The sequence below is a fragment of the Streptomyces sp. NPDC025806 genome (assembly GCF_055558275.1).
Genome location: NZ_JBVHMU010000024.1, coordinates 14072 through 38143, shown reverse-complemented (window position 1 = coordinate 38143; position 24072 = coordinate 14072). Strand labels below are relative to the sequence as shown.

Here is a 24072-nt window from a genome sequence, read left to right as displayed (position 1 = left end):
TGATCTGGGTATGTCACTGCAACTGACTGGCGCGAGGCGCCAGAAGTTGCCGTCCGTAAGCGAACCGATACCGAAATCACCCCGAGGGGTGACTTCGCGTCAGGCCCGCGTTCGATCGTGCGTTCAGCCGTGCTTGTAGAAGCCCTGCCCGCTCTTGCGGCCGATGTCACCCGCGTCCACCATCCGGCGCATCAGCTCCGGCGGCGCGAACTTCTCGTCCTGGGACTCCGTGTAGATGTTCTCGGTGGCGTGCAGCAGGATGTCGACGCCCGTGAGGTCGGCGGTGGCGAGCGGGCCCATCGCGTGCCCGAAGCCGAGCTTGCAGGCGATGTCGATGTCCTCGGCGGTGGCGACGCCCGATTCGTACAGCTTCGCGGCCTCGACGACGAGGGCGGAGATGAGACGGGTCGTCACGAAACCGGCCACGTCGCGGTTGACGACGATGCAGGTCTTGCCGACGGACTCGGCGAACTCGCGGGTCTTCGCGAGCGTTTCGTCACTCGTCTTGTAGCCGCGCACCAGCTCACACAGCTGCATCATCGGGACGGGCGAGAAGAAGTGCGCGCCGACGACCCGCTCGGGGTGCTCGGTGACCGCCGCGATCTTGGTGATCGGGATGGCGGAGGTGTTGGACGCGAGCACGGCGTCGTCCCGCACGATCTTGTCGAGCGTACGGAAGATGTCGTGCTTGACCTCGAGCTTCTCGAAGACGGCCTCGACGACGATGTCGGCGTCGGCGGCGGCGTCCAGATCCGTCGTCGTGGTGATGCGCCCGAGCGCCGCCTCGGCGTCCTCGGCGCTCAGCTTGCCCTTGCTCACGAACTTGTCGTACGACGCCTTGATGCCGCCGGTGCCCCGGGCGAGGGCCTCGTCGGTGACGTCGCGCAGGACGACGTCCCAGCCCGCCTGGGCCGATACCTGGGCGATGCCGGATCCCATGAGACCGGCGCCGATGACGGCGAGCTTCCCTGCCACGTGCGACTCCCCTAACCGCGAAAGCGCCGTACCGCCGAGCGCGTCGGCGCATACCGCTCAACCACTGTTCACATTGCTCTTTTGCGGACCTTAGCGTCCGTGAGGGGCCGTGTGACCGCTAAGAGATGCGCGTCACGTCTCGAATGACGGACATCACACCGGTACGGCGCATCGGCGCGACCCGGCGCCCATCACGCGCCGCGTACGGCGTAGTTGAGCACCTTGTCGCTCAACAGGTCCTCGATGTCGTCGAGGACGTCGAGCATCTCGCGGGAGACCTCGCCGGGCCGGTCGTCAACGCGGTGAGCATGCCGTCGATGCTGCTGTCCGGGCTGATGCTGCCGATGGCGCTCGCGCCGGGCTGGCTGGACGTCCTGTCGCACGTGATGCCGCTGCGCTATCTCGTGGACGCGATGCGGGACGCGTACGTGGGCTCGTACGCGACGGCGCACATGCTGTCCGGGACGCTGGTCGCGCTCGGATGTGCCGGACTCGCCGTGACGGTGGGCACACGTGTCTTCCGGCGGGCCGGAGCATAACTACCCTGGCGGCATGGTCAATCTGACGCGCATCTACACCCGGACCGGCGACCAGGGCACCACCGCCCTCGGCGACATGAGCCGCACCGCCAAGACCGATCTGCGGATCTCGGCGTACGCGGACGCCAACGAGGCGAATGCCGTGATCGGTACGGCGATCGCCCTCGGCGGCCTCGACGAGGAGGTCGTCGCGGTGCTGACGCGCGTGCAGAACGACCTGTTCGACGTGGGCGCCGACCTGTCGACGCCGGTCGTGGAGAACCCGGAGTACCCGCCGCTGCGGGTCGAGCAGTTCTACGTGGACAAGCTGGAGGCGGACTGCGACCGCTTCAACGAGCGGCTGGAGAAGCTGCGCTCGTTCATCCTGCCCGGCGGCACCGCGGGCGCGGCCCTGCTCCACCAGGCCTGCACCGTCGTGCGCCGGGCCGAGCGGTCCACCTGGGCGGCGATGGAGGTGCACGGCGAGACGATGAACCCGCTGACCGCCACCTACCTCAACCGCCTCTCCGACCTCCTGTTCATCCTCGCCCGCACGGCGAACCAGGAGGTCGGGGACGTGCTGTGGGTGCCGGGCGGCGAGCGCTAGCCCTTGGTCACAGACGCCGCGGGGGCCTTCTTCGGGAACAGGGTGTAGCTGACCGCGATGATCACGTTGAGGGCGATGACGACGAGCATCTTCTGCTGCCAGGCCCGCAGGGAGCTCACGTCGCCGTCGCCGCCGACGTACCAGACGGCGCCCTGGAGCAGGCCCATCGCGATGAGCGAGGCCAGCGTCCACAGGCCGGCGATCTTCCACTCGTGGACGGCCCGCGCCGCACCGTACTTCGGGGTGCTCGGGGGCGGGCCGCCCGCGAAACGGTGGGCGACGCGGACGTCCACCCACTGGATCGTGTGGTGACCGAGCGCGATCGAGTAGCCGATGTAAGCGGCGGCCAGGCCGTGCTTCCAGTCGGGTGCGGCGCCGTTCTTCAGGTCGATGACGGTGACGACGAAGAGCAGCACTTCGAGCAGCGGTTCGCACAGCAGGACGGCGACGCTCGCGCGCGGCATCTTCGCCCAGTAGCGCAGGGCGAGACCGGCGGCGAGCAGCACCCAGAAGGCGACCTCGCAGATGACGATCAGTACGGCGACCACGGTGGATGCCCCTTTCCGGTGCAGGCTCCCTTCCAGGTTCCGTGCCCGGTGCCGCCCTTTCGTCGTCGCCGGTGACGAATCGCGACTGCATCCTTCGATGTAGCCGGGGCGCGCCCGGCTTCGTTCCGCGGCACCATGCCCGGACCGCGCCCTGCGTGTTGGATGGGGGCATGCCTCTCGCGCTTCCCCGCCCGCACCGCGACGACGTACGGATCGCGGTCGGCGGGCTGCTCGGCGGGCTCGTGCTGTGGGGGCTCGGGCTCGCGATGAACCCCGGGCGGGTCCTCGACGGCGCGTGGCTGCTCGTGCCGCTCGTCGCGATGTCGGGCCTGGAGCTGCTGCGCCGGACGCGACCGCGCACGGCTGTGCTCCTGGGGACGGTCGCGCTGGTCGCGGACCAGTTCACGCGGGGCAGCCTGGCGACGGTGCTGATGTTCACGGACCTGATGTACGCGGGCGCCCTGTACGGGCCGCCGGCCATGGCGCGCCGCCTCCCGGTGGTGACGGGTCTGCTGACGGTCGGGGCGACGCTGGGCTTCCTGGCCTGGTGGCGGCAGCCGGAGGCGGTCCTGGTCGGGGTCGCGACGGCGCTGGTCGCGTTCGGACCCGCGGCCACCGGGCTGCTGGTGCGCGGCCACCGGGACCGGGCCGCCGACGAGCGGCTGCGGGCGGAGCAGACCGCGCTGCTCGCCGAGGTGGACCGGGCGCAGGCGGTCACGGCCGAGCGCGCCCGGATGGCCCGCGAGCTGCACGACATGGTGGCCAACCATCTGTCGGCCATCGCGATCCATTCGACGGCCGCGCTGTCCCTCGACGACCCGGCGACCACGCGCGGCGCCCTGGAGACGATCCGGGAGAACAGCGTGGACGGCCTGGCCGAGATGCGCCGCCTCATCGGCATCCTGCGGGACGCGGGCGGCGACAGCGAGCCGGTCGCCGCGCCCACCCTGGACGGCCTGTCCGCGCTCGTCGACCAGGCCCGCGCCAACGGCCTCGACGCCGAGTCCGCGGTGACCGGCTCCGTGGACGGACTGCCGGCCCCGGTGGAACTGGCCGCGTACCGCATCGTCCAGGAGTCCCTCACCAACGCCCTCAAGCACGCCTCCCCCGGCCCCGTCACCGTCGAGGTCGACCGCACCGGCAAGCACGTCGAGGTGCGGGTCACCAGCCCGTACGGGGACCGGGACGGGCCGCGCGCACCCGGTTCCGGGGCCGGACTCGTCGGCATGCGCGAGCGCGCCGCACTGCTCGACGGCAGTTTCACGGCAGGCCCCGAGGACTCCGCCGCCGGCCAGGTCTGGCGGGTCCGCGCGGTGCTGCCCCTGACCCGCCCCGCACCCCTCGAAGGAGACCCCGCGTGACCCGCGTGACCCGCGTACTCGTCGCCGAGGACCAGTCCGCCGTACGGGCCGGACTCGTCCTCATCCTCAACAGCGCGCCCGACATCGAGGTCGTCGGCGAGGCCGAGGACGGCGAGCGGGCGGTGGCGCTGGCCCGGGAACTGCGGCCGGATCTGGTCCTGATGGACGTGCAGATGCCGCGCCTGGACGGGGTTTCGGCCACCCGCGCGGTGGTCGCCGAGGGCCTCGCGGACGTGCTGGTGCTGACCACCTTCGACCTGGACGCGTACGTGTTCGGGGCGCTGCGCGCGGGCGCGGCCGGGTTCCTGCTGAAGAACACGGAGGCGAAGGACCTGATCGAGGCGGTGCGGACGGTGGCCCGCGGGGAGGGGACGATCGCGCCGGCGGTGACGCGCCGGCTGATCGCCGAGTTCGCGGCGACCGGGGCCGGGGCCGAACGGCCCGCCGCTCCCCCGGAGTTGGCGGACCTCACAAGGCGGGAACGGGAGGTCCTGTCCTGCCTGGGCGAGGGCCTGTCGAACGCGGGGATCGCGGCGCGGCTCGACATGGCGGAGGCGACGGTGAAGACCCACGTCAGCCGCCTCCTCGGCAAGCTCGGCCTGCGCAGCCGGGTCCAGGCGGCGGTGCTGGCGCAGGAGTTGGGCCTGTAGGCCGATCCGGGGTCAACGGACGCCTTGCCCGAGCAGGTTGGCCGGAATCCGTAATTGGTTTAGACCTTGACCGCTGGTCCAGACCTTTCTATTCTCGCGGCACTGCGGTGAGCACGGCAGGGCGCGTTCCCCCACCCCCGGTGCTCATGGGCGTCGCAGGGTTCCACCCCCATCACGAACCCCGGAACACCCGAGGAGCATGCGATGCGCTCGACCGACGTACCCAGACCCGTCCCGAGTCCCGTTCCCAGGCGGCGACTGCGGCACAGAACCACCGCCGCGCTGGCCACCCTCGTCCTCCCCGCCGCGGCCCTCGTCGGCCTCGCAACCCCCTCCCACGCCGCCGCCGAGGCCTCCGCCGTCACCGCCACCTTCGCCAAGACCCAGGACTGGGGCAGCGGCTTCGAAGGCAAGTGGACGATCAAGAACTCCGGCAGCACGACGGTCAGTTCCTGGACCGTCGAATGGGACTACCCCTCCGGCACCAAGGTCACCTCGGCCTGGGACGCCACCGTCACCAACTCCGCGGACCACTGGACCGCGAAGAACCTCTCCTGGAACGGGACGCTCGCCCCCGGCGCCTCGGTCTCCTTCGGGTTCAACGGCACCGGCTCCGGCGCCCCCACCGGCTGCAAGCTCAACGGCGGCTCCTGCGACGGCGGCGACGTCCCCGGCGACACAGCCCCCACCGCCCCCGGCACCCCGACCGCCTCCGGCATCACCGACACCTCGGTGAAGCTCTCCTGGTCCGCCGCCACCGACGACAAGGGCGTCAAGAACTACGACGTCCTGCGCGGCGGCGCCAAGGTCGCCACCGTCACCGGGACCACGTACACGGACTCCGGCCTCACCGCCGGCACCGACTACTCGTACACGGTCCAGGCCCGCGACACCGCCGACCAGACCGGCCCGGTCTCCGGCGCCGTCAAGGTGCACACCACCGGCGGAGGCGGCACCGACCCGGGCCCCGGCACCGGTGACGCCGTCAAGATGGGCTACTTCACCGACTGGGGCGTCTACGGCCGCCAGTACTACCCGAAGAACCTGGAGACCTCCGGCTCGGCCGCCAAGGTCACGCACATCAACTACGCCTTCGGCAACGTCCAGGGCGGCAAGTGCACCATGGGCGACGCCTACGCCGACACGGACATGGCGTACACCGCCGCCAACTCCGTCTCCGGCACGGCCGACACCTGGGACCAGCCGCTGCGCGGCGCCTTCAACCAGCTGCGCCAGCTCAAGGCCAAGCACCCCAACCTGAAGATCCTCTGGTCCTTCGGCGGCTGGACCTGGTCCGGCGGCTTCGGCGAGGCCGCGCAGAACCCGGCCGCGTTCGCCGAGTCCTGCTACAACCTGGTCGAGGACCCGCGCTGGGCCGATGTCTTCGACGGCATCGACATCGACTGGGAGTACCCGAACGCCTGCGGCCTGACCTGTGACACCTCGGGCCCGGACGCCCTGAAGAAGCTGACCTCGGCGCTGCGCTCCAAGTTCGGTGCGAACAACCTGGTCACCGCCGCGATCACCGCCGACGGCTCGTCCGGCGGCAAGATCGACAAGGCCGACTACGCGGGCGCCGGCCAGTCCCTCGACTGGTACAACGTCATGACCTACGACTTCTTCGGCGCCTGGGAGGCCAAGGGCCCGACCGCCCCGCACTCCCCGCTCACCTCGTACTCCGGCATCCCGCAGCAGGGCTTCACCTCCGCGGACGCCATCGCCAAGCTCAAGGCCCAGGGCGTCCCGGCGTCCAAGCTCCTGCTCGGCATCGGCTTCTACGGGCGCGGCTGGACCGGCGTCACGCAGAAGGAGCCGGGCGGCACGGCGACGGGTCCGGCGGCCGGCACATACGAGCAGGGCATCGAGGACTACAAGGTCCTCAAGACCAAGTGCCCCTCGAACGGCACGGTGGCGGGGACGGCGTACGCCTTCTGCGGCTCCGACTGGTGGTCCTATGACACGCCCGCGACGATCGGCTCCAAGATGAGCTGGGCCAAGGCGCAGGGCCTGCGCGGAGCGTTCTTCTGGGAGTTCTCGGGAGACACGGCCAACGGCGAACTCGTCTCGGCGGTCGCCTCCGGCCTGAACTAGCCCTTGGGCTCCGCGCGACAAAGCCGAAGCCGAGCCGGTGGGAACGCCCCCCACCAGCTCGGCTTCTTCACGTCGTCACGGGTCTGCGGGCCGGTGGGGGCTGGTCGCGCAGTTCCCCGCGCCCCTGAAATGCAGACGCTTCGCGTCGCATTTCCCCGACGGGGCACCGCCCCGATGGAGATCGCGCACGAAGTGCGCATCTCCAGGGGCGCGGGGAACTGCGCGACCAGCCCCCAACGGGCGGAAAGCCGAAGATCAGGCCACGTTCACCCGCTGGCCGGGCGGCGCCGCCTCCAGCCAGGCGAGGAAACCCGTGAGCGCGTCCTCGCTCATGGCCAGCTCAAGCCGAGCGCCGCGATGCGTACAGGCCAGAACAATGGCGTCGGACAGGAGCGCGAGCTCCTCCTCGCCCTCGGGGGCACGCCGCCCGGTGACCTCGATCGCGGCCCGCTCCAGAACCCGCCGCGGCCGAGGCGCGTAGGAGAAGACGCGGAACCACTCGACCCGGTCCCCGTTGTAACGGGCGATGCCGTAACCCCAGCCCTTGCCGGAGGCATCGTCCGCGTCGCGCGCCGGCGCGTCCCACCGCAGCGAGCAGTCGAACGTGCCGCCCGAACGCTGGATCAGCCGCCGCCGCAGCCCGAAGACGAACAGCCCCAGCAGTACGAGGACGACGACCGCGACCACACACAACGCGACAACGAGGACCATCTGTACCGACCTCCTCGCTTCGCGACGGATCCAACACCTGATAACGGAACAGCAAAAACGGTTGTATATCGCCTCAGCCGCGACCTGGTCCGGAGATCAACTCCGGACCGGGCCGCGGCTGAGGCACGTCCTGGGGCTCGCTGAGGTCAGCGAACCGCCACCGCACGCAGTCGGACATCGGCGCGCCGCTCGGCGGACGCGTCCGCGTCCGACTTCGCGCGCTCCAGCGCCCGCTCCGCACGCTGGACATCGATCTCGTCCGACAGCTCGGCGATCTCGGCCAGCAACGACAGCTTGTTGTCCGCGAACGAGATGAAACCGCCGTGGACCGCAGCCACGACCGTCCCTCCGTCGCTCGTACGGATCGTCACGGGGCCCGACTCCAGCACACCGAGCAGCGGCTGGTGACCGGGCATGACGCCGATGTCGCCGGACGTGGTGCGTGCGACGACCAGGGTGGCCTCGCCGGACCAGACACTACGGTCCGCGGCGACGAGCTCGACGTGCAGCTCAGCAGCCAAGGTGGGCTCCTCGGGTCACCACCCGGCGGCATTCGCTGCCGGGTGTTGGGTCAAAGTCTAGTGGGCGTTGCGGGAGGGCCGGGACACACCCGGCCCTCCCAGAGAGCACGGGGCTCAGGAGACGCCGAGCTCCTTGGCGTTGGCCTTGAGGTCCTCAATGCCACCGCACATGAAGAACGCCTGCTCCGGGAAGTGGTCGTACTCACCGTCGATGATCGCGTTGAAGGCCGCGATCGACTCGTCCAGCGGGACGTCCGACCCGTCGACGCCGGTGAACTGCTTGGCGACGTGGGTGTTCTGGGACAGGAAGCGCTCCACGCGACGGGCGCGGTGGACAGTGAGCTTGTCCTCCTCGCCGAGCTCGTCGATACCGAGGATCGCGATGATGTCCTGGAGGTCCTTGTACTTCTGCAGGACCGTCTTGACGCGCATGGCCGCGTTGTAGTGGTCCTCCGCGATGTAGCGCGGGTCCAGGATGCGGGACGTGGAGTCCAGCGGGTCCACGGCCGGGTAGATGCCCTTCTCGGAGATCGGACGGGAGAGAACCGTCGTCGCGTCGAGGTGGGCGAACGTGGTGGCCGGGGCCGGGTCGGTCAGGTCGTCCGCGGGGACGTAGATCGCCTGCATCGAGGTGATCGAGTGACCACGGGTCGACGTGATGCGCTCCTGGAGGAGACCCATCTCGTCGGCCAGGTTCGGCTGGTAACCCACGGCGGACGGCATGCGGCCGAGCAGCGTGGAGACCTCGGAGCCGGCCTGCGTGAAGCGGAAGATGTTGTCGATGAAGAACAGCACGTCCTGCTTCTGCACATCGCGGAAGTACTCCGCCATGGTCAGACCCGCGAGGGCCACGCGCAGACGGGTGCCCGGGGGCTCGTCCATCTGGCCGAAGACAAGGGCGGTCTTGTCGATGACGCCCGAGTCCGCCATCTCCTCGATGAGGTCGTTGCCCTCACGCGTGCGCTCGCCGACACCGGCGAACACGGAGACACCGTCGTGGTTGTTGGCGACGCGGTAGATCATCTCCTGGATGAGCACCGTCTTGCCGACGCCGGCACCACCGAACAGACCGATCTTTCCACCCTTGACGTACGGGGTGAGAAGGTCGATGACCTTGACGCCGGTCTCGAACATCTCGGTCTTCGACTCGAGCTCGTCGAAGTTCGGCGCCTTGCGGTGGATGCCCCAGCGCTCGCCCTCGTACTGCTCGTCGACGTTCAGCACCTCGCCGAGGGTGTTGAACACCTTGCCCTTGGTGAAGTCACCGACGGGCACCGTGATGGAGGCACCGGTGTCGGTCACCGGGGCCTGGCGGACCAGGCCGTCGGTCGGCTGCATCGAGATCGCGCGGACCAGGCCGTCGCCGAGGTGCTGGGCGACCTCGAGCGTCAGGGTCTTCTTCTCGCCGTCCTTGGCCGGGTCGGCCACCTCGACGTGCAGCGCGTTGTAGATGTCCGGCATCGCGTCGACGGGGAACTCCACGTCGACGACCGGGCCGATGACCCGGGCGACGCGGCCCGTGGCAGCGGCCGTCTCAACTGTCGTCGTCATTACCTGTCACTCCCCGCGGTCGCGTCGGCCAGAGCGGCAGCGCCGCCGACGATCTCGCTGATTTCGTTGGTGATCTCCGCCTGGCGGGCCGCGGAGGCCAGCCGGGAAAGCGTGTTGATGAGGTCGCCCGCGTTGTCGGTGGCCGACTTCATCGCGCGACGCGTGGCGGCGTGCTTGGAGGCAGCCGACTGCAGCAGCGCGTTGTAGATACGGCTCTCGACGTACCGGGGCAGCAGGGCGTCGAGGACGTCCTCCGCCGACGGCTCGAAGTCGTACAGCGGGAGGATCTCGTCCTTCGCGGACGACTCCTCCGCCACCTCTTCGAGGCTGAGCGGCAGCAGCCGGCCGTCGATGGCCGTCTGCGTCATCATCGAGACGAACTCGGTGTAGACGATGTGGAGTTCATCCACGCCGCCCTCGGCCGTGTCCTTCTCGATGGCCTCGATCAGCGGGCCCGCGACCGTCTTGGCGTCCGCGTACGTCGGCTCGTCCGTGAAGCCCGTCCACTGCTCCGCGATCTTGCGCTCGCGGAAGTTGTAGTGGGCGACACCGCGACGACCGACGATGTACGAGTCGACCTGCTTGCCCTCTGCCTGCAGACGCTCGGTGAGCTGCTCCGCGGCCTTGATGGCGTTGGAGTTGAACGCACCGGCGAGACCGCGGTCACTCGTCAGCAGCAGGACTGCGGAGCGCGTGACCTTGTCGGCCTGCGTGGTCAGGGGGTGCTTGGTGTTCGACCCGGTCCCCACCGCCGTGACCGCGCGGGTGAGCTCGGTCGCGTACGGCGTGGAGGCCGCCACCTTGCGCTGCGCCTTGACGACGCGCGAGGCGGCGATCATCTCCATCGCCTTGGTGATCTTCTTGGTCGCGGTGACGGATCGGATGCGACGCTTGTAGACCCGGAGCTGGGCTCCCATGAGTCAGGTCCCTTCCTTACGTCACTTGGAGACGTTGACGGCCGGAGCGTCCTCGCCGAGCAGCTTGCCGTCCGCGGTCTCGAACTGCTTCTTGAAGTCCGCGATGGCCTCGCCGACGGCCTGAAGCGTGTCGTCCGACATCTTGCCGCCCTCCTTGATGGAGGTCATGAGGCCCTGCTCCTTGCGGTGCAGGTACTCCAGGAGCTCCTTCTCGAAGCGGCGGATGTCGGCGACCGGCACGTCGTCCATCTTGCCGGTGGTGCCGGCCCAGACGGAGACGACCTGGTCCTCGGTCGGCATCGGCTGGTACTGAGCCTGCTTGAGCAGCTCGACCATCCGCTGACCGCGGTCCAGCTGCGCCTTCGACGCGGCGTCCAGGTCGGAACCGAAGGCGGCGAACGCCTCGAGCTCACGGAACTGGGCCAGGTCCACGCGCAGACGGCCGGAGACCTGCTTCATCGCCTTGTGCTGCGCGGAACCACCGACTCGGGAGACGGAGATACCGACGTTCAGCGCGGGGCGCTGACCGGCGTTGAACAGGTCCGACTCCAGGAAGCACTGGCCGTCGGTGATGGAGATGACGTTGGTCGGGATGAACGCGGAGACGTCGTTGGCCTTCGTCTCGACGATCGGCAGACCCGTCATCGAACCGGCGCCCATGTCGTCCGAGAGCTTCGCGCAGCGCTCGAGCAGACGGGAGTGCAGGTAGAAGACGTCACCGGGGTAGGCCTCGCGCCCCGGCGGGCGGCGGAGCAGCAGGGACACGGCGCGGTAGGCGTCGGCCTGCTTCGACAGGTCGTCGAAGATGATGAGGACGTGCTTGCCCTCGTACATCCACTGCTGACCGATGGCCGAACCGGTGTACGGCGCCAGGTACTTGAAGCCGGCCGGGTCGGACGCCGGGGCGGCGACGATGGTCGTGTACTCCAGCGCGCCGGCCTCTTCGAGGGCACCGCGCACGGAGGCGATGGTGGAGCCCTTCTGACCGATGGCGACGTAGATGCAGCGGACCTGCTTGTTCACGTCGCCCGAGCGCCAGTTGTCGCGCTGGTTGATGATCGTGTCGACGGCCAGGGCGGTCTTGCCGGTCTGGCGGTCACCGATGATCAGCTGACGCTGACCACGGCCGACGGGGGTCATCGCGTCGACGGCCTTGTAGCCGGTCTCCATCGGCTCGTGCACCGACTTGCGCTGCATGACCGTGGGGGCCTGCAGCTCGAGGGCGCGGCGGCCGGTGGTCTCGATCTCGCCGAGGCCGTCGATCGGGTTGCCGAGCGGGTCGACGACGCGACCCAGGTAGCCCTCGCCGACGCCGACGGAGAGGACCTCACCGGTACGGGAGACCGGCTGACCCTCCTCGATGCCGCTGAACTCGCCGAGGACGATGGCGCCGATCTCGCGCTCTTCCAGGTTGAGCGCGAGGCCGAGGGTGCCGTCCTCGAACTTCAGCAGTTCGTTGGCCATGGCCGAGGGCAGACCCTCGACCTTCGCGATACCGTCGCCGGCAAGGGTGACCGTACCGACCTCCTCGCGCGAGGCCGCGTCCGGCTTGTACGCCTGGACAAAGTTCTCCAGCGCGTCCCGGATCTCCTCCGGCCGGATCGTGAGCTCCGCCATCTGGGTTCCCTGCTCTCCTTGTTGGGCCCGAAAGTCTTCTTGGGGGGTCTGGGGTCAGCCCCCAGGAATTCTCTGCACGGCCAACTAGGGCCGTAGGTAGTACGTGGTGAGGTGGTCAGCCGGCCATACGGCGGCTGGCCTCCTCGATGCGGTCCGCGATCGAGCCGTTGATGATCTCGTCGCCCACCTGCACCTTGATCCCGCCGAGGACCTCGGGGTCCACGTCCAGGTTGAGGTGCATCTGGCGGCCGTAGAGCTTCGCCAGGGTCGCACCCAGGCGCTGCTTCTGCGGGTCGCTCAGCGGGACCGCGGTGGTGACGACCGCCACCATGCGCTCCCGGCGCTCGGCGGCGAGCTTGGAGAGGGACTCGAGTCCCCCTTCCAGGCTACGTCCACGCGGCGCGGTCACGAGACGCTCGACCAGACGCTCGGTGGTGGGCATGGCCCGGCCGCCGAGGAGGCGCGTCACGAGCTCGCCACGCGCCGAGGCCGAGGCGGCCTTGTCGGTCAGCGCGGCACGCAGCTCGGTGTTGGAGGCGACGATCCGTCCGAAGCGGAACAGCTCGTCCTCGACGTCGTCCAGCTCACCGCGCTTCTGCGCCGCGGTGAGGTCCGCGATGTCCGCCAGCTCCTCGAGGGAGTCGACGAGGTCGCGGGACGCCGACCAACGGGAGCGGACCAGACCGGCCACCAGGTCGACGGCCGGGCCGCTGACCTGGCCGCCGAGCAGGCGGGTCGCCAGCTCGGCCTTGGCGTCGCCGGCCTGCGCCGGGTCGGTGAGGACCCGACGCAGCGACACCTCGCGGTCGAGCAGCGCGGTCACCGCGGCCAGGTCGCCGGCCAGCGCCTTGGCGTCGGCCGACGTGGAGTCGGTCAGCGCGTCCAGGCGCTCACGCGCGGCGGCGAGAGCCTCGCGGCTCGCTCCGTGGGCCGTCATCGAGCAGCCTCTGCCTTCTCCTCGAGCTCGTCGAGGAACCGGTCGATCGTGCGCGACTGCCGGGCGTGGTCCTCGAGGGACTCGCCGACCAGCTTGCCGGCCAGGTCGGTGGCCAGCTGGCCCACGTCCTGACGCAGCGACTGAGCGGCGGCCTTGCGGTCGGCGTCGATCTGGGCGTGACCTGCGGCGATGATCTCCTCACGCTGCCGCTGGCCTTCCGCACGCATCTCGGCGATGAGAGCGGCGCCCTGCTCCTGCGCCTCCTGGCGCAGCCGCGCGGCCTCGTGCCGAGCCTCGGCGAGCTGAGCCTTGTACTGCTCAAGCACGCTCTGGGCCTCGGTCTGAGCGGCCTCGGCCTTCTCGATACCGCCTTCGATGGCCTCGTGACGCTCGTCCAGAACCTTGTTGATGTTCGGGAGGAGCTTCTTGGCGAGGAAGCCGAAGACGATGACGAAGGCGATAAAGCCGATCACGAGCTCAGGGATCGGCGGAACGAGCGGGTTCTCCGCACCCTCCGCTGCGAGCTGAACCAGGGGGTTCACATCAGTGCCTTTCGTCTAATGAGGCTTGATCGTCCAGCTCGTCTTAGTAGACGAACGGCATGACCAGACCGATGAGGGCGAGCGCCTCACAGAAGGCGAAGCCGAGAATCTGGTTGGCACGGATCAGGCCGGCGGCCTCGGGCTGACGAGCAAGAGCCTGGGTACCGTTACCGAAGATGATGCCGACGCCGACGCCGGGGCCGATGGCGGCGAGACCGTAACCGACGGAGCCGAGGTCGCCGGTGACAGCAGCGAGGGTCTGGGACATGCCAGTTCTTCCTTCTCTTTACGGACCGGTGGGGGTTGGCCACCGGACGACTAAGGGGTGGAGCAGGGCTTGATCAGTGGTGCTCGGCGAGCGCGCCCTGGATGAAGGTGCACGTCAGCAGAACGAAGACGTACGCCTGGACAGCCTGGATGAACAGCTCGAAGGCGGTCATCACGATGACCATGATGAAGCTGACACCGGAGTAGGCGATGCCGATGCCGTTCAGCATGTACCAGCTGGCGATCGTGAAGAGCAGCAGCAGGGTGTGACCGGCGAACATGTTCGCGAACAGTCGGACCGCGTGCGTGAACGGGCGGACCAGGAGGTTCGAGAAGAGCTCGATGAAGGCGGCCAGGTAGGCGACCGGACCGAGCGACTTGTCGAAGCCGGTGAAGTTCTTGAACGCGCCGACGAAGCCGTGCCGCTTGAACGTCAGCGAGACCCAGGTGACGTACACGATCCCAGCGAGGACCGCGGGGTACGAAATGATCGACGTGACCGGGAACTGGGCGATCGGAATGATCGACCAGAGGTTCATCATCCAGACGAAGAAGAAGAGCGAGACGACGAGGGGCACGTACTTCTCGCCCTCGCGCTTGCCGATCGTCTCGTAGACGATGCCGCGACGCACGAAGTCGTAGCCGGCCTCGGCAACCATCTGGAGCTTGCCCGGGACGACCTTCGGCTTACGGAAGGCCATCCAGAAGAAGCCGACGACGATGACCGAGCCGAGCAGCGCCAGCAGCATCGTCTTGTTGAAGTACAAGTTGCTGTCCGCGTCGCCCCAGAGGGGCTCGAACATGAACGAGTGCAGGCCAGGAGCCGGAAAGCCACACCCGTCAAAAAGGTGGCAGTCGGTCTCGAAGGCGAGCACCTGCGTCGGGTCAGCACTCACCGCGGGCTCCTTCAGCGTGGCGCATAGGTACGGCAACCTCGTTGTGTCGGCGCGGCGCAGGGCCGCAGTTCGGCACGGGACTGGTGTTACGGATGTGGGGGCGGCAGTTGGGCTTCGAGCCTCGCGCTAGTGCAGGCGTCAGCTCGGATGCCCGCGCCCGCGATGCCGCAGTTGGCACCGGACGATAGCAGGGTCGGGAACCCGCCTTTATCCCGCCCCTACTGTTCACGACTTCGACCCCGAGTTCTCGGGCTTGTCACCCTTGTGCGCGTCAGGGTCGACGTAGAGGATCTTGGCCTTCATGTGGGCGCGCGTCTGCGCGGCGATCCACGTGAGCGTGGCCACCACCAACGTGATTGCGAACGCCTTCGGGTTGAAGAACGTCGCGTCCTTGAACAGTGCGATGAAGACCACCATGAGCAGCAACTGCGCCGCGTACAGCATCAGTCCCATCATCTGGAACAGGTGCGGAAGCGATTTGGCAGTGCGTTCGAGCACCACGAGCCCCACGCCCATGAGAGCGATGACCAGCAGCGCGCCGATGACCGCACCGAGCGCACCCTTGCCACCCGCGACCACGGCACTGATCACGACGGCGAGAGCGCCGACGGCAGCTGTGGGCACAGCGATGTGGACAAGAGTCCGTGCGTCATTGGACGGCATGGCGGCAGCTCCGCTTGCTGGTGGGGGCAGGTGTCGTCATGGACGAGCGTAGTCCGGGGTCGAGAGGGTTCTTCGGGCCAACGGACCGTCGCACTACGGTCTTTCGGCGCTATCCCCGGTTCTCGTGAACGGTATCACAAACTATTTGATGCGGTCTTTACCTAGATGGTGTGCCAACCGTCACACATGAGGGGGAACTCGCCCGTCTGTGCATGCGCGTTGCCGATTTTTCCTGTATTGGGGCAATTTACCGCCGCGGTTCACCGATGCCGACCACGCATGCCTGACACGCGCCCTGCCGACATGTTGACGCCCCCGGGACCCGAACAAGGGATCCCAGGGGCGTCAACTACCGCTCAGAAGCCGTCACACGGCGCGCGCCGGCGTCAGCAGGTCACGACCTTGTCCCACCCGACCCAAGGCTGGATGGACGAGAGCAGGGCCGTCTTGTTCTTCTTCACCGGTGTGCACGCGGAGTCGTAGCCGTACTTGAAGAGGCCCTTGAGCTTCTTCGTGCCGGAGCACTTGTTCGTGACCTTGTAGGTCTTGTACCCCTCGTCCTGCGTGGTCCTCTTGACCTTCACACAGCCCGGCACGGCGCCCAGGACGCCGACCTCTCCGGACGGAACGGCCTGCACCTGAGGTGCAGCCACAGCAGTCGCTCCCGTGAACGCCAGCGAACCGCTGAACGCCACGACAGCCACTCCCAGCGCTACAGATTTGCGCATGTCATACCTCCACTCATGAACGAGTGGGACGCACCGCCCTGGTCAGGGGCGGCACTCCCCCAATGACATGCACATTGCTATCACAGAGAGTCCGTCAGGGACCAGGAATTCACTCACGCCTCGTGTGCAACGGGTCGCTCAGGGTTCAGCGCGACGACTCCGCCTTGCGCCGGTCCATGAACCGAGAACGCCCGCCGATCGCGGTCGCTCCGTTGACGCCGGCGGGGATCGGTGTCGGCTCCGGTTCAGGGGTGGCAGGCGTGGCCGCGGGCTGGTCCTGGGAGGCCGGCTGCGGGGGCCTGCGGCGGTAGCGGGGTGGGACCAGGTGCTGGGCCCAGAGCGGGGCGCGGGGGGTGAAGCGGGGCAGCAGGAGGAGGACCAGGCCCACGAAGCTCAGGGCGACGATCGTCAGCATCACCCACATCCCCGACGCGGAGTGCACCGAGTACGCGACCGTGCCGAAGGCGATGAGCGCCGACCAGAAGTACATGATCAGCACCGCTCGGGAGTGCGAGTGGCCGATCTCCAGGAGCCGGTGGTGCAGGTGGCCGCGGTCGGCGGCGAAGGGCGACTGGCCGTTCCAGGTGCGGCGCACGATGGCGAGGACCAGGTCGGCGAACGGGATCGCGATCACGGTCAACGGCATCACGAGCGGGATGAAGACCGGGAGCATCGCGTGGGTCGTGTCCCGGGTGCTGCCACCGAGGTTGAGGCGCAGCGCGTCCGGGTCGATCTGCCCCGTCATGGAGATGGCGCCGGCCGCGAGGACCAGACCGATCAGCATCGAGCCGGAGTCGCCCATGAAGATGCGCGCGGGATGCATGTTGTGCGGCAGGAAGCCGAGGCACATGCCCATCAGGATCGCCGCGAACAGCGTCGCGGGGGCGGCCGCCTCGATCCCGTAGCCGTACCAGATGCGGTACGCGTACAGGAAGAACGCGGCGGCGGCGATGCAGACCATGCCGGAGGCGAGGCCGTCGAGGCCGTCGACGAAGTTCACCGCGTTGATCGTGATGACGACGAGGGCGACCGTGAGGAGCGTGCCCTGCCACTGGGTCAGCGAGACCGTGCCGACGCCCGGGACCGGCAGCCACAGGATCGTCAGACCCTGCATGACCATGACGCCGGCGGCGATCATCTGGCCGCCGAGCTTGATCAGGGCGTCGATCTCGAACTTGTCGTCGAGGACACCGATCAGCCAGATCAGCGCGGCGCCCGAGAGCAGCGCGCGCGGCTCGTTCGACGAGTCGAAGACCTGGTCGAGGTTGGTGAGGTGGTCGGCGACCAGCAGGCCCGCGCACAGTCCGAAGAACATGGCGATACCGCCGAGCCGCGGCGTGGGTTCCCGGTGCACGTCACGTGCCCGGATCTCCGGCATGGCGCCGGCCACGATCGCGAACTTCCGCACCGGGCCAGTGAGCAGATAGGTCACCGCGGCCGTGATGCAGAGCGTCAGCAGGTATTCACGCACGGGCTTCCCCACAGATATCGCTGGCCATCTCAGCCCCACACCCTAGCTTCGCGTGGTTGGGGGTGAGGACTTCCGGGTAGCGACGATGGTTGCACGAGTGACGTCCCTGTGACGCCACCGTGGCACTCAGGCACCCGCCTCCGGGTGCCCCGCGGGGACGCCTACCCCGTCTCGCGCCGGGTACGACGCCGGATACGGGGGAAAGGATCCGGCCAGGTCACGGACCTCTTCACGGGCCACACGCAGGTCGAGATCCTCCCGTACGACCCCGGCGAAGAGCACCGCGATCCGGGCCATCTCCGCCTCGCCCATGCCCTGCGTGGTGACGGCCGCGGTGCCCAGGCGCAGGCCGCGCCCGTCGCCGTAGGGCAGCGCGCAGGTGTCGAGGACCATACCGGCGGAGGCGAGCCGGCCGCGGGCGACCGGTCCGGGGACGTCGAGCGGGGACGCGTCGACGGTGACCAGATGCGTGTCGGTGCCGCCGGTGGTGACGGCGAAGCCCTCCGCCTCCAGCGCGCCCGCGAGCACCCGCGCGTTGGCCACCACCTGATGCGCGTACCCGCTGAACGCCGGGGTCGACGCCTCCCCGAACGCGACGGCCTTCGCCGCGATCGTGTGCATCTGCGCGCCGCCCTGGGTGAACGGGAACACCGCGCGGTCCACCCGGTCCGCGAGCTCCGCGTCGCACAGCAGCATCCCGCCACGCGGTCCGCGCAGCACCTTGTGCGTGGTGGCGCAGACGATGTCCGCGTACGGGACCGGGTTGGGCGCCGCTCCCCCGGCGACGAGTCCGATGGGGTGCGCGGCGTCGGCGATGAGGTGGGCGCCCACGTCGTCGGCGATGGCGCGGAAGGCCGCGTAGTCGATGTGCCGGGGGTACGAGATCGAGCCACAGACGATCGCCTTGGGGCGGTGCGCGCGGGCGATGGCGTGCACCCGGTCGTAGTCGATCAGGCCGCTCTCCGGGTCGACCCCGTAGGGCACGAAGTCGAACCAGCGGCCCGAGAAGTTCACCGGGGAGCCGTGGGTGAGGTGGCCGCCGGACTGGAGCCCCATCGCGAGGACGGTGTCGCCGGGGCGCAGCAGCACGGCGTACGCGGCGAGGACGGCGGAGGAGCCGCTGTGCGCCTGGACGTTGACGTGCTCGGCGCCGAACAGGGCCTTGGCGCGCTCCACGGCGATCCGCTCGGCCATGTCGACGAGCTCGCAGCCGCCGTGGTGGCGGGCGCCGGGATACCCCTCCGCGTACTTGTTGGCCAGCGGGGAGCCGAGGGCCTCCAGGACCGCGGGCGAGGTGAAGTTCTCGGCGGCGATCAGCTGGAGCGAGTTCGCTTGGCGCTCGGCCTCGGCGAGGATGACCTCGGCCATTTCAGGGTCCTGGCGCAGCAGTTCCGCCAGGGGGGCTGGGTCTGTGATCACCGGCATCATCGGCTCCGGGCCTCGCGAGGGGAGGGGGTGCCTACCAATGTAGGGCCGAGTGCCTCTCGGCGCCTGGGCTCACCGCCACGGGGCTCCGCCCCGGACCCCGCTCCTCGATCGCCGGAGGGGCTTGATCTGCTGACCGGCCTACTTCGTGACGCCGGTGAGCGCGCTGACGACGGGGTCGAGCGCCTCGCTGATCTCCGAGCCGACCGAGCGGAAGAACGGCAGGGGTGCCCCGTACGGGTCGTACACCTCGTCCGCCTCGACGCTCGGCGCGAGAAGCCACCCGCGTAGAGCCGCCGCGGCACGCACCAGGGCCCGTGCGCGCTCCACCACGCCGCCCGCGGGGAAGTCCCGGGGGTCGGGCAGGGTCGCCGGGTCTATGGCCTGCACGAGGCGCGTGAACTCCTTCAGGGTGAAGGTGCGCAGGCCCGCGCTGTGGCCCATGGAGATGACCTGGGCGCGGTGGTCCCGGGTCGCGGTGAGGACGAGGTCGGCGCGGATGACGTGGTCGTCGAGGAGCTCGCGGCCGACGAAGCCGGACGGGTCGGCGCCGAAGTCGGTGAGGACCGTCTCGGCGTTGGCCTCCATGGGCGCGCCCTCATGTCCCCAGGTGCCCGCGCTCTCCACGATCAGCCCGCCGGCCAGCGGGTCGCCGAGCCGGTCCGCGAGGGCGTGCCGGGTCAGCCGCTCGGTGATCGGCGAGCGGCACACGTTGCCGGTGCTGACGTGGAGGATGCGGAAGCAGTCGCCGGGGAGCACGATCGGCTCCCCGTACCCGGTGCCTATGCCACGCCCCGTCTCAGGGGCTGTCAATTCGCCACCTCGAGATCGGGTACCACCTTGCGCAACTCGTCGGCGGTCAGCGCGCCCTCGCGCAGCAGGACCGGCACCTTGCCGGTGACGTCGACGATGGAGGACGGGACGATGCCCGGGGTGGGGCCGCCGTCGAGGTACACGGAGACGGAGTCGCCGAGCATCTCCTGGGCGGCGTCGCAGTTCTCGGGGGCCGGGTGGCCCGTCAGGTTCGCGGAGGAAACGGCCATGGGGCCGACCTCGGTGAGCAGTTCGATGGCGACCGGGTGCAGCGGCATACGCACGGCGACGGTGCCCCGCGTCTCGCCCAGGTCCCACTGCAGGGACGGCTGGTGCTTGGCGACGAGCGTGAGGGCGCCGGGCCAGAACGCGTCGACGAGCTCCCAGGCCATCTCGGAGAAGTCCGTGACGAGGCCGTGCAGCGTGTTGGGCGAGCCGATCAGGACCGGGGTGGGCATGGTGCGGCCGCGGCCCTTGGCCTCCAGGAGGTCACCGACCGCCTCGGGCGTGAACGCGTCGGCACCGATGCCGTAGACGGTGTCGGTGGGCAGCACGACCAGCTCGCCGCGGCGGACGGCGGACGCGGCTTCGCGCAGACCGGTGGCGCGGTCCGTCGCGTCGTTGGTGTCGTAACGCCGTGCCATCTAGCGGGCCTCCTGCTCAAGTGCCTGTACGGAAGTGTGATCGGTGCTCACGGCATCGCCTTGCGGGCGGTCGCGAAGCGCGGCCGGTTGTTGAGGTCCGGGTGGTCCGCGGCGTCGGCCCAGCCCCGCTCCTCGGTGAAGATCCACGGGACCTGGCCGCCCTGGGTGTCGGCGTGCTCGATGACGACGACGCCGCCGGGGCGCAGCAGCCGGTGGGCGGTGCGCTCGATGCCGCGGATCAGATCGAGCCCGTCCTCGCCGGAGAACAGCGCCATGTCGGGGTCGTGGTCGCGGGCCTCCGGCGCCACGTACTCCCACTCGGTGAGGGGGATGTACGGCGGGTTGGAGATCACCAGGTCGACCTGGCCGTCGAGGTCGGGGAAGGCGTCCAGGGCGTCGCCCTGGCGCAGGTCGACCCTGGACCCCTCGACGTTCCTGCGGGTCCACTTGAGGGCGTCCTCGGACAGCTCCACGGCGTGGACGCGCGAGCGCGGCACCTCCTGGGCGAGAGCCAGCGCGATGGCGCCGGACCCGGTGCACAGGTCGACGATGAGCGGTTCGACGACGTCCATGGCGCGTACGGCGTCTATGGCCCAGCCGACGACCGACTCGGTCTCGGGGCGGGGCACGAAGACGCCGGGTCCGACCTGGAGCTCCAGGTAGCGGAAGTAGGCGAGCCCGGTGATGTGCTGGAGCGGCTCGCGCGCCTCGCGGCGGGCGGTGACCTCCCAGTACCGGGCGTCGAAGTCCGCGTCCTTGACGGTGTGCAGCTCGCCCCGCTTGACGCCGTGCACGAAGGCGGCGAGCTCCTCCGCGTCGTTGCGCGGCGAGGGCACGCCGGCGTCGGCCAGCCGCTGGGTGGCCTGGGCCACTTCCGCGAGCAGCAGGTTCACGCTGGTCCTCCGGGCTGAGCTGTGGGCGTACAGGGGTGTTACGCGTTGGCGAGCTTCGCGGCCGAGTCCGCGTCGACGCACGCCTGGATCACGGCGTCGAGCTCACCGTCGAGCACCTGGTCCAAGTTGTACGCCTTGAAGCCGACGCGGTGGTCCGAGATGCGGTTCTCCGGGAAGTTGTACGTACGGATCTTCTCGGAGCGGTCGACCGTTCGAACCTGGCTGCGGCGCTGGTCCGCGGCCTCGGCCTCGGCCTTCTCCTGGGCCGCGGCGAGGAGCCTGGAGCGCAGGATACGCATCGCCTGCTCCTTGTTCTGGAGCTGGCTCTTCTCGTTCTGGCAGGAGGCGACCACGCCGGTGGGCAGGTGCGTGATGCGGACGGCGGAGTCCGTCGTGTTGACGGACTGGCCGCCGGGGCCGGAGGAGCGGTAGACGTCGATGCGCAGATCGTTCATGTTGATCTCGACGTCGACCTCCTCGGCCTCGGGCGTGACGAGGACGCCGGCGGCGGAGGTGTGGATGCGGCCCTGCGACTCGGTCGCGGGGACGCGCTGGACGCGGTGGACGCCGCCCTCGTACTTGAGGCGGGCCCAGACGCCCTGGCCGGGCTCGGTCGCGCCGTTGCCGCCCTTGGTCTTCACGGCGACCTGGACGTCCTTGTAGCCGCCCAGCTCGGACTCGGTGGAGTCGATGATCTCGGTCTTCCAGCCGACGCGCTCCGCGTAGCGCAGGTACATGCGCAGCAGGTCTCCCGCGAACAGGGCGGACTCGTCGCCGCCGGCGCCGGCCTTGATCTCGAGGATCACGTCCTTGTCGTCGGACGGGTCGCGGGGCACCAGGAGGAGCCGCAGCTTCTCCGTGAGCTCCTCGCGCGCCTTCTCGAGCTCCTTGACCTCGGCCGCGAAGTCCGGGTCGTCGGCGGCCAGTTCACGGGCCGTCTCGATGTCGTCGCCGGTCTGCTTCCAGGAGCGGTAGGTCGCGACGATCGGGGTGAGCTCGGCGTAGCGCTTGTTGAGCTTGCGCGCGTTGGCCTGGTCGGCGTGCACCGACGGGTCCGCGAGCTTCTTCTCCAGATCGGCGTGCTCACCGATCAGGTCCTCGACGGCCTCGAACATCTCCGGCTCCTGCTGGTACGGGGGTCAAAAAAGGGGCTGCACCGCAAAGCGCCGGTCCCGGTGCCCCCACGACAGGGGCACCGGAGACCGGCGCTGGAGCCTCGCTACTTCTTGGCAGCGGGAGCCTTGCCGAAGCGGGCCTCGAAGCGGGCCACACGGCCACCGGTGTCGAGGATCTTCTGCTTGCCCGTGTAGAACGGGTGGCACTCGGAGCAGACCTCGGCGCGGACGGTGCCGGACTGGATCGTGCTACGGGTGGTGAACGTCGCGCCACAGGTGCAGCTGACCTGCGTCTCGACGTACTCGGGGTGGATGTCGCGCTTCAAGGTGTCTCCTAGGTTCGGGAGGGCGCCGGGTCGCAGACGCGGGATGCGGGAGCGTGAACCGGGGCCGACGTACCAGTCTGCCAGGACTGGCCGCATCCCCCAAAACCGGGGTGAGGCCGCAAGTATTCCCACACGGTTCCCGCGGACCCCTCAAGGTCACTTCACGACGCCGTCGGCGGTGCCGGTCGCGGTGCCCTTCGTCGCGCGCTCCGGGACCGGCCGGTCGGCCCGGAGGGCCTTCCAGACCAGGTCGGACTTGTCCTTGTCGACCAGGACGCGGTTGGCGTCGGCGGGGTCGTACTGCACCGGCATGGTCACCATGTGCATCGCGTTCGACCCGAGGCCCTTGAGTCCGTTCGCGAACGCGGTGAGCTTGGGCACGGAGCCGAGGTCCGAGTCGGTGGTCACCGTCCTGGTGGCGGTGTCGGCGAGGTCGTAGAGCTTCTTCGGGTTCGTGAAGACGCCGACCTGCTTGACCTGGTCCATCAGGGCCTTCATGAACGCCTGCTGGAGCTGGATGCGGCCGAGGTCGCTGCCGTCGCCGACGCCGTGCCGGGTGCGGACCAGGCCGAGGGACTGCTTCCCGGTGAGCCGGTGGGTGCCCGCGTCGAGCTTGAGGTGGCTGTCGGGGTCGTCGATGGGCTTGCCGGTGGTGACCTCGACGCCGCCGAGGTCGTCGATCAGCCGCTGGAAGCCGCTGAAGTCGACCTCGATGTAGTGGTCCATACGGATGCCGCTGACCGACTCCACGGTCTTCACGGCGCAGGCGGCGCCGCCCGTGGAGTAGGCGGAGTTGAACATGACCTGGGATGCGGCCGGGTGCGCGGTGCCGTCGGCGTCCGTGCACTCCGGCCGGTCTATCAGGGTGTCGCGGGGTATGGAGACGACGCTGGCCTTCTTGTGCCCCTTGTAGAGGTGGACGACCATCGCGGTGTCCGAGCGGGCCGAGCCGTCGTCGGTGCCGCCGCCGGCCTTCTTGTTGGCGCCGGCCCGGCTGTCGGAGCCGAGGACGAGGATGTCCTGCGAGCCGTTGTCGACGTTGTCGGGGCGGTCGGTGCCCAGCGCCGCGTTGATGTCGACGCTCTTCAGGTTGCCGTTGAGCTTGAAGTAGACGTAGCCGAGACCGGTGCCACCGAGGACGACGACTCCCGCGGCACTCCACGCCACGACGCGCAGGGCCTTGCCGCCCGTGCTGCGTGGCTTGCGGCGGCGCCCTTTGGCGCGCCGGCGCCCGGGGTTCTTGTCGATGTCCGGCATGTGCTCCTCGCTGGGTTCGGCCTGTTCA

25 protein-coding genes and 2 pseudogenes are annotated in these 24072 nt (G+C 69.3%); 5 read left to right on the top strand and 22 right to left on the bottom strand.

The features are described 5' to 3' along the window. Positions 1–123: 123 nt before the first annotated feature. Complete coding sequence (locus ACZ4E1_RS35825; protein WP_188336840.1) at positions 124–975, bottom strand: 3-hydroxyacyl-CoA dehydrogenase family protein; 852 nt, start codon at positions 973–975, stop codon at positions 124–126. Positions 976–1166: 191 nt separating this feature from the next. Further along, positions 1167–1262, bottom strand: a pseudogene (locus tag ACZ4E1_RS35820) (TetR/AcrR family transcriptional regulator); the annotation flags it as partial. Here ACZ4E1_RS35820 and ACZ4E1_RS35815 point away from each other — a divergent pair. Beyond that, positions 1260–1514, top strand: a pseudogene (locus ACZ4E1_RS35815) (ABC transporter permease); the annotation flags it as partial. The pseudogenes ACZ4E1_RS35820 and ACZ4E1_RS35815 overlap by 3 nt on opposite strands. Positions 1515–1527: 13 nt before the next feature. Continuing rightward, positions 1528–2100 carry a cob(I)yrinic acid a,c-diamide adenosyltransferase gene (locus ACZ4E1_RS35810; protein ID WP_188336843.1) on the top strand — a complete coding sequence of 191 codons (573 nt, stop codon included), beginning with the start codon at positions 1528–1530 and terminating at the stop codon, positions 2098–2100. On the opposite strand, the gene ACZ4E1_RS35805 is transcribed toward ACZ4E1_RS35810, so the two are convergent. Next, positions 2097–2648 carry a hypothetical protein gene (locus tag ACZ4E1_RS35805; RefSeq protein ID WP_467547432.1) on the bottom strand — a complete coding sequence of 184 codons (552 nt, stop codon included), beginning with the start codon at positions 2646–2648 and terminating at the stop codon, positions 2097–2099. The genes ACZ4E1_RS35810 and ACZ4E1_RS35805 overlap by 4 nt on opposite strands. A 170-nt stretch (positions 2649–2818) precedes the next feature. Between ACZ4E1_RS35805 and ACZ4E1_RS35800 the strand changes: the two genes are divergently transcribed. From ACZ4E1_RS35800 to ACZ4E1_RS35790, 3 genes are all read left to right on the top strand, one after another. Continuing rightward, positions 2819–4009, top strand: a complete 1191-nt coding sequence (locus ACZ4E1_RS35800) for a sensor histidine kinase (RefSeq protein WP_467547430.1) — start codon at positions 2819–2821, stop codon at positions 4007–4009. Positions 4010–4014: 5 nt separating this feature from the next. Next, on the top strand, positions 4015–4659 hold the full coding sequence (locus tag ACZ4E1_RS35795; RefSeq protein WP_467547522.1) for a response regulator: 645 nt from the start codon (positions 4015–4017) through the stop codon (positions 4657–4659). 204 nt (positions 4660–4863) lie between these two features. Beyond that, positions 4864–6750, top strand: a complete 1887-nt coding sequence (locus ACZ4E1_RS35790; protein ID WP_467547428.1) for a glycosyl hydrolase family 18 protein — start codon at positions 4864–4866, stop codon at positions 6748–6750. A gap of 255 nt (positions 6751–7005) precedes the next feature. On the opposite strand, the gene ACZ4E1_RS35785 is transcribed toward ACZ4E1_RS35790, so the two are convergent. The 19 genes from ACZ4E1_RS35785 to ACZ4E1_RS35695 all read right to left on the bottom strand — a co-directional run bounded on the left by ACZ4E1_RS35785 (position 7006) and on the right by ACZ4E1_RS35695 (position 24044). Beyond that, positions 7006–7461 (bottom strand): DUF2550 domain-containing protein, encoded by a 456-nt coding sequence (locus ACZ4E1_RS35785; protein ID WP_467547426.1) that lies wholly within the window; start codon positions 7459–7461, stop codon positions 7006–7008. Positions 7462–7607: 146 nt separating this feature from the next. Continuing rightward, positions 7608–7982, bottom strand: coding sequence for a F0F1 ATP synthase subunit epsilon (locus ACZ4E1_RS35780; protein ID WP_188336848.1), 375 nt, complete (start codon positions 7980–7982; stop codon positions 7608–7610). Positions 7983–8096: 114 nt separating this feature from the next. Next, on the bottom strand, positions 8097–9533 hold the full coding sequence (atpD, locus tag ACZ4E1_RS35775) for a F0F1 ATP synthase subunit beta (protein ID WP_467547423.1): 1437 nt from the start codon (positions 9531–9533) through the stop codon (positions 8097–8099). Next, the gene (locus tag ACZ4E1_RS35770; RefSeq protein ID WP_467547421.1) at positions 9533–10450 is read right to left on the bottom strand and encodes a F0F1 ATP synthase subunit gamma; all 918 of its coding nucleotides are present in this window, start codon (positions 10448–10450) and stop codon (positions 9533–9535) included. The genes atpD and ACZ4E1_RS35770 overlap by 1 nt, the downstream gene beginning before the upstream one ends. 21 nt (positions 10451–10471) lie before the next feature. Beyond that, entirely contained in the window at positions 10472–12067 is a 1596-nt protein-coding gene (gene atpA / locus ACZ4E1_RS35765) for a F0F1 ATP synthase subunit alpha (RefSeq protein WP_467547419.1), read from the bottom strand. A gap of 115 nt (positions 12068–12182) precedes the next feature. Then, the gene (locus ACZ4E1_RS35760; RefSeq protein WP_467547417.1) at positions 12183–13004 is read right to left on the bottom strand and encodes a F0F1 ATP synthase subunit delta; all 822 of its coding nucleotides are present in this window, start codon (positions 13002–13004) and stop codon (positions 12183–12185) included. Continuing rightward, positions 13001–13546 carry a F0F1 ATP synthase subunit B gene (locus ACZ4E1_RS35755; protein ID WP_467547415.1) on the bottom strand — a complete coding sequence of 182 codons (546 nt, stop codon included), beginning with the start codon at positions 13544–13546 and terminating at the stop codon, positions 13001–13003. Before ACZ4E1_RS35755 ends, ACZ4E1_RS35760 begins: the two co-directional genes overlap by 4 nt. Positions 13547–13589: 43 nt before the next feature. Beyond that, a complete protein-coding gene (atpE, locus tag ACZ4E1_RS35750; protein WP_018521144.1) occupies positions 13590–13814 on the bottom strand; it encodes an ATP synthase F0 subunit C in 225 nt (74 codons plus the stop codon). A gap of 73 nt (positions 13815–13887) precedes the next feature. After that, positions 13888–14709, bottom strand: a complete 822-nt coding sequence (gene atpB, locus ACZ4E1_RS35745; RefSeq protein WP_467547413.1) for a F0F1 ATP synthase subunit A — start codon at positions 14707–14709, stop codon at positions 13888–13890. Between the two features lie 225 nt (positions 14710–14934). Beyond that, positions 14935–15372, bottom strand: a complete 438-nt coding sequence (locus ACZ4E1_RS35740) for a hypothetical protein (RefSeq protein WP_467547411.1) — start codon at positions 15370–15372, stop codon at positions 14935–14937. A 386-nt stretch (positions 15373–15758) separates the two neighbouring features. After that, positions 15759–16100, bottom strand: a complete 342-nt coding sequence (locus ACZ4E1_RS35735; protein WP_467547410.1) for a hypothetical protein — start codon at positions 16098–16100, stop codon at positions 15759–15761. Positions 16101–16245: 145 nt separating this feature from the next. Then, positions 16246–17571, bottom strand: a complete 1326-nt coding sequence (locus ACZ4E1_RS35730; RefSeq protein ID WP_467547408.1) for an MraY family glycosyltransferase — start codon at positions 17569–17571, stop codon at positions 16246–16248. A 126-nt stretch (positions 17572–17697) separates the two neighbouring features. After that, complete coding sequence (locus ACZ4E1_RS35725; RefSeq protein WP_467547406.1) at positions 17698–18996, bottom strand: serine hydroxymethyltransferase; 1299 nt, start codon at positions 18994–18996, stop codon at positions 17698–17700. A 141-nt stretch (positions 18997–19137) separates the two neighbouring features. Continuing rightward, positions 19138–19809 carry an arsenate reductase/protein-tyrosine-phosphatase family protein gene (locus ACZ4E1_RS35720; RefSeq protein WP_467547404.1) on the bottom strand — a complete coding sequence of 224 codons (672 nt, stop codon included), beginning with the start codon at positions 19807–19809 and terminating at the stop codon, positions 19138–19140. Next, positions 19806–20453 carry an L-threonylcarbamoyladenylate synthase gene (locus tag ACZ4E1_RS35715; protein ID WP_467547403.1) on the bottom strand — a complete coding sequence of 216 codons (648 nt, stop codon included), beginning with the start codon at positions 20451–20453 and terminating at the stop codon, positions 19806–19808. The genes ACZ4E1_RS35720 and ACZ4E1_RS35715 overlap by 4 nt, the downstream gene beginning before the upstream one ends. A 47-nt stretch (positions 20454–20500) precedes the next feature. Next, entirely contained in the window at positions 20501–21346 is an 846-nt protein-coding gene (prmC, locus tag ACZ4E1_RS35710) for a peptide chain release factor N(5)-glutamine methyltransferase (protein ID WP_467547401.1), read from the bottom strand. A 38-nt stretch (positions 21347–21384) separates the two neighbouring features. Continuing rightward, positions 21385–22461 carry a peptide chain release factor 1 gene (prfA, locus tag ACZ4E1_RS35705; RefSeq protein WP_467547399.1) on the bottom strand — a complete coding sequence of 359 codons (1077 nt, stop codon included), beginning with the start codon at positions 22459–22461 and terminating at the stop codon, positions 21385–21387. 104 nt (positions 22462–22565) lie between these two features. Beyond that, positions 22566–22787 carry a 50S ribosomal protein L31 gene (gene rpmE, locus ACZ4E1_RS35700; protein ID WP_467547397.1) on the bottom strand — a complete coding sequence of 74 codons (222 nt, stop codon included), beginning with the start codon at positions 22785–22787 and terminating at the stop codon, positions 22566–22568. 156 nt (positions 22788–22943) lie between these two features. Further along, positions 22944–24044: an LCP family protein gene (locus ACZ4E1_RS35695; protein ID WP_467547395.1), complete on the bottom strand. Its 1101-nt coding sequence runs from the start codon at positions 24042–24044 to the stop codon at positions 22944–22946. Positions 24045–24072: the final 28 nt, after the last annotated feature.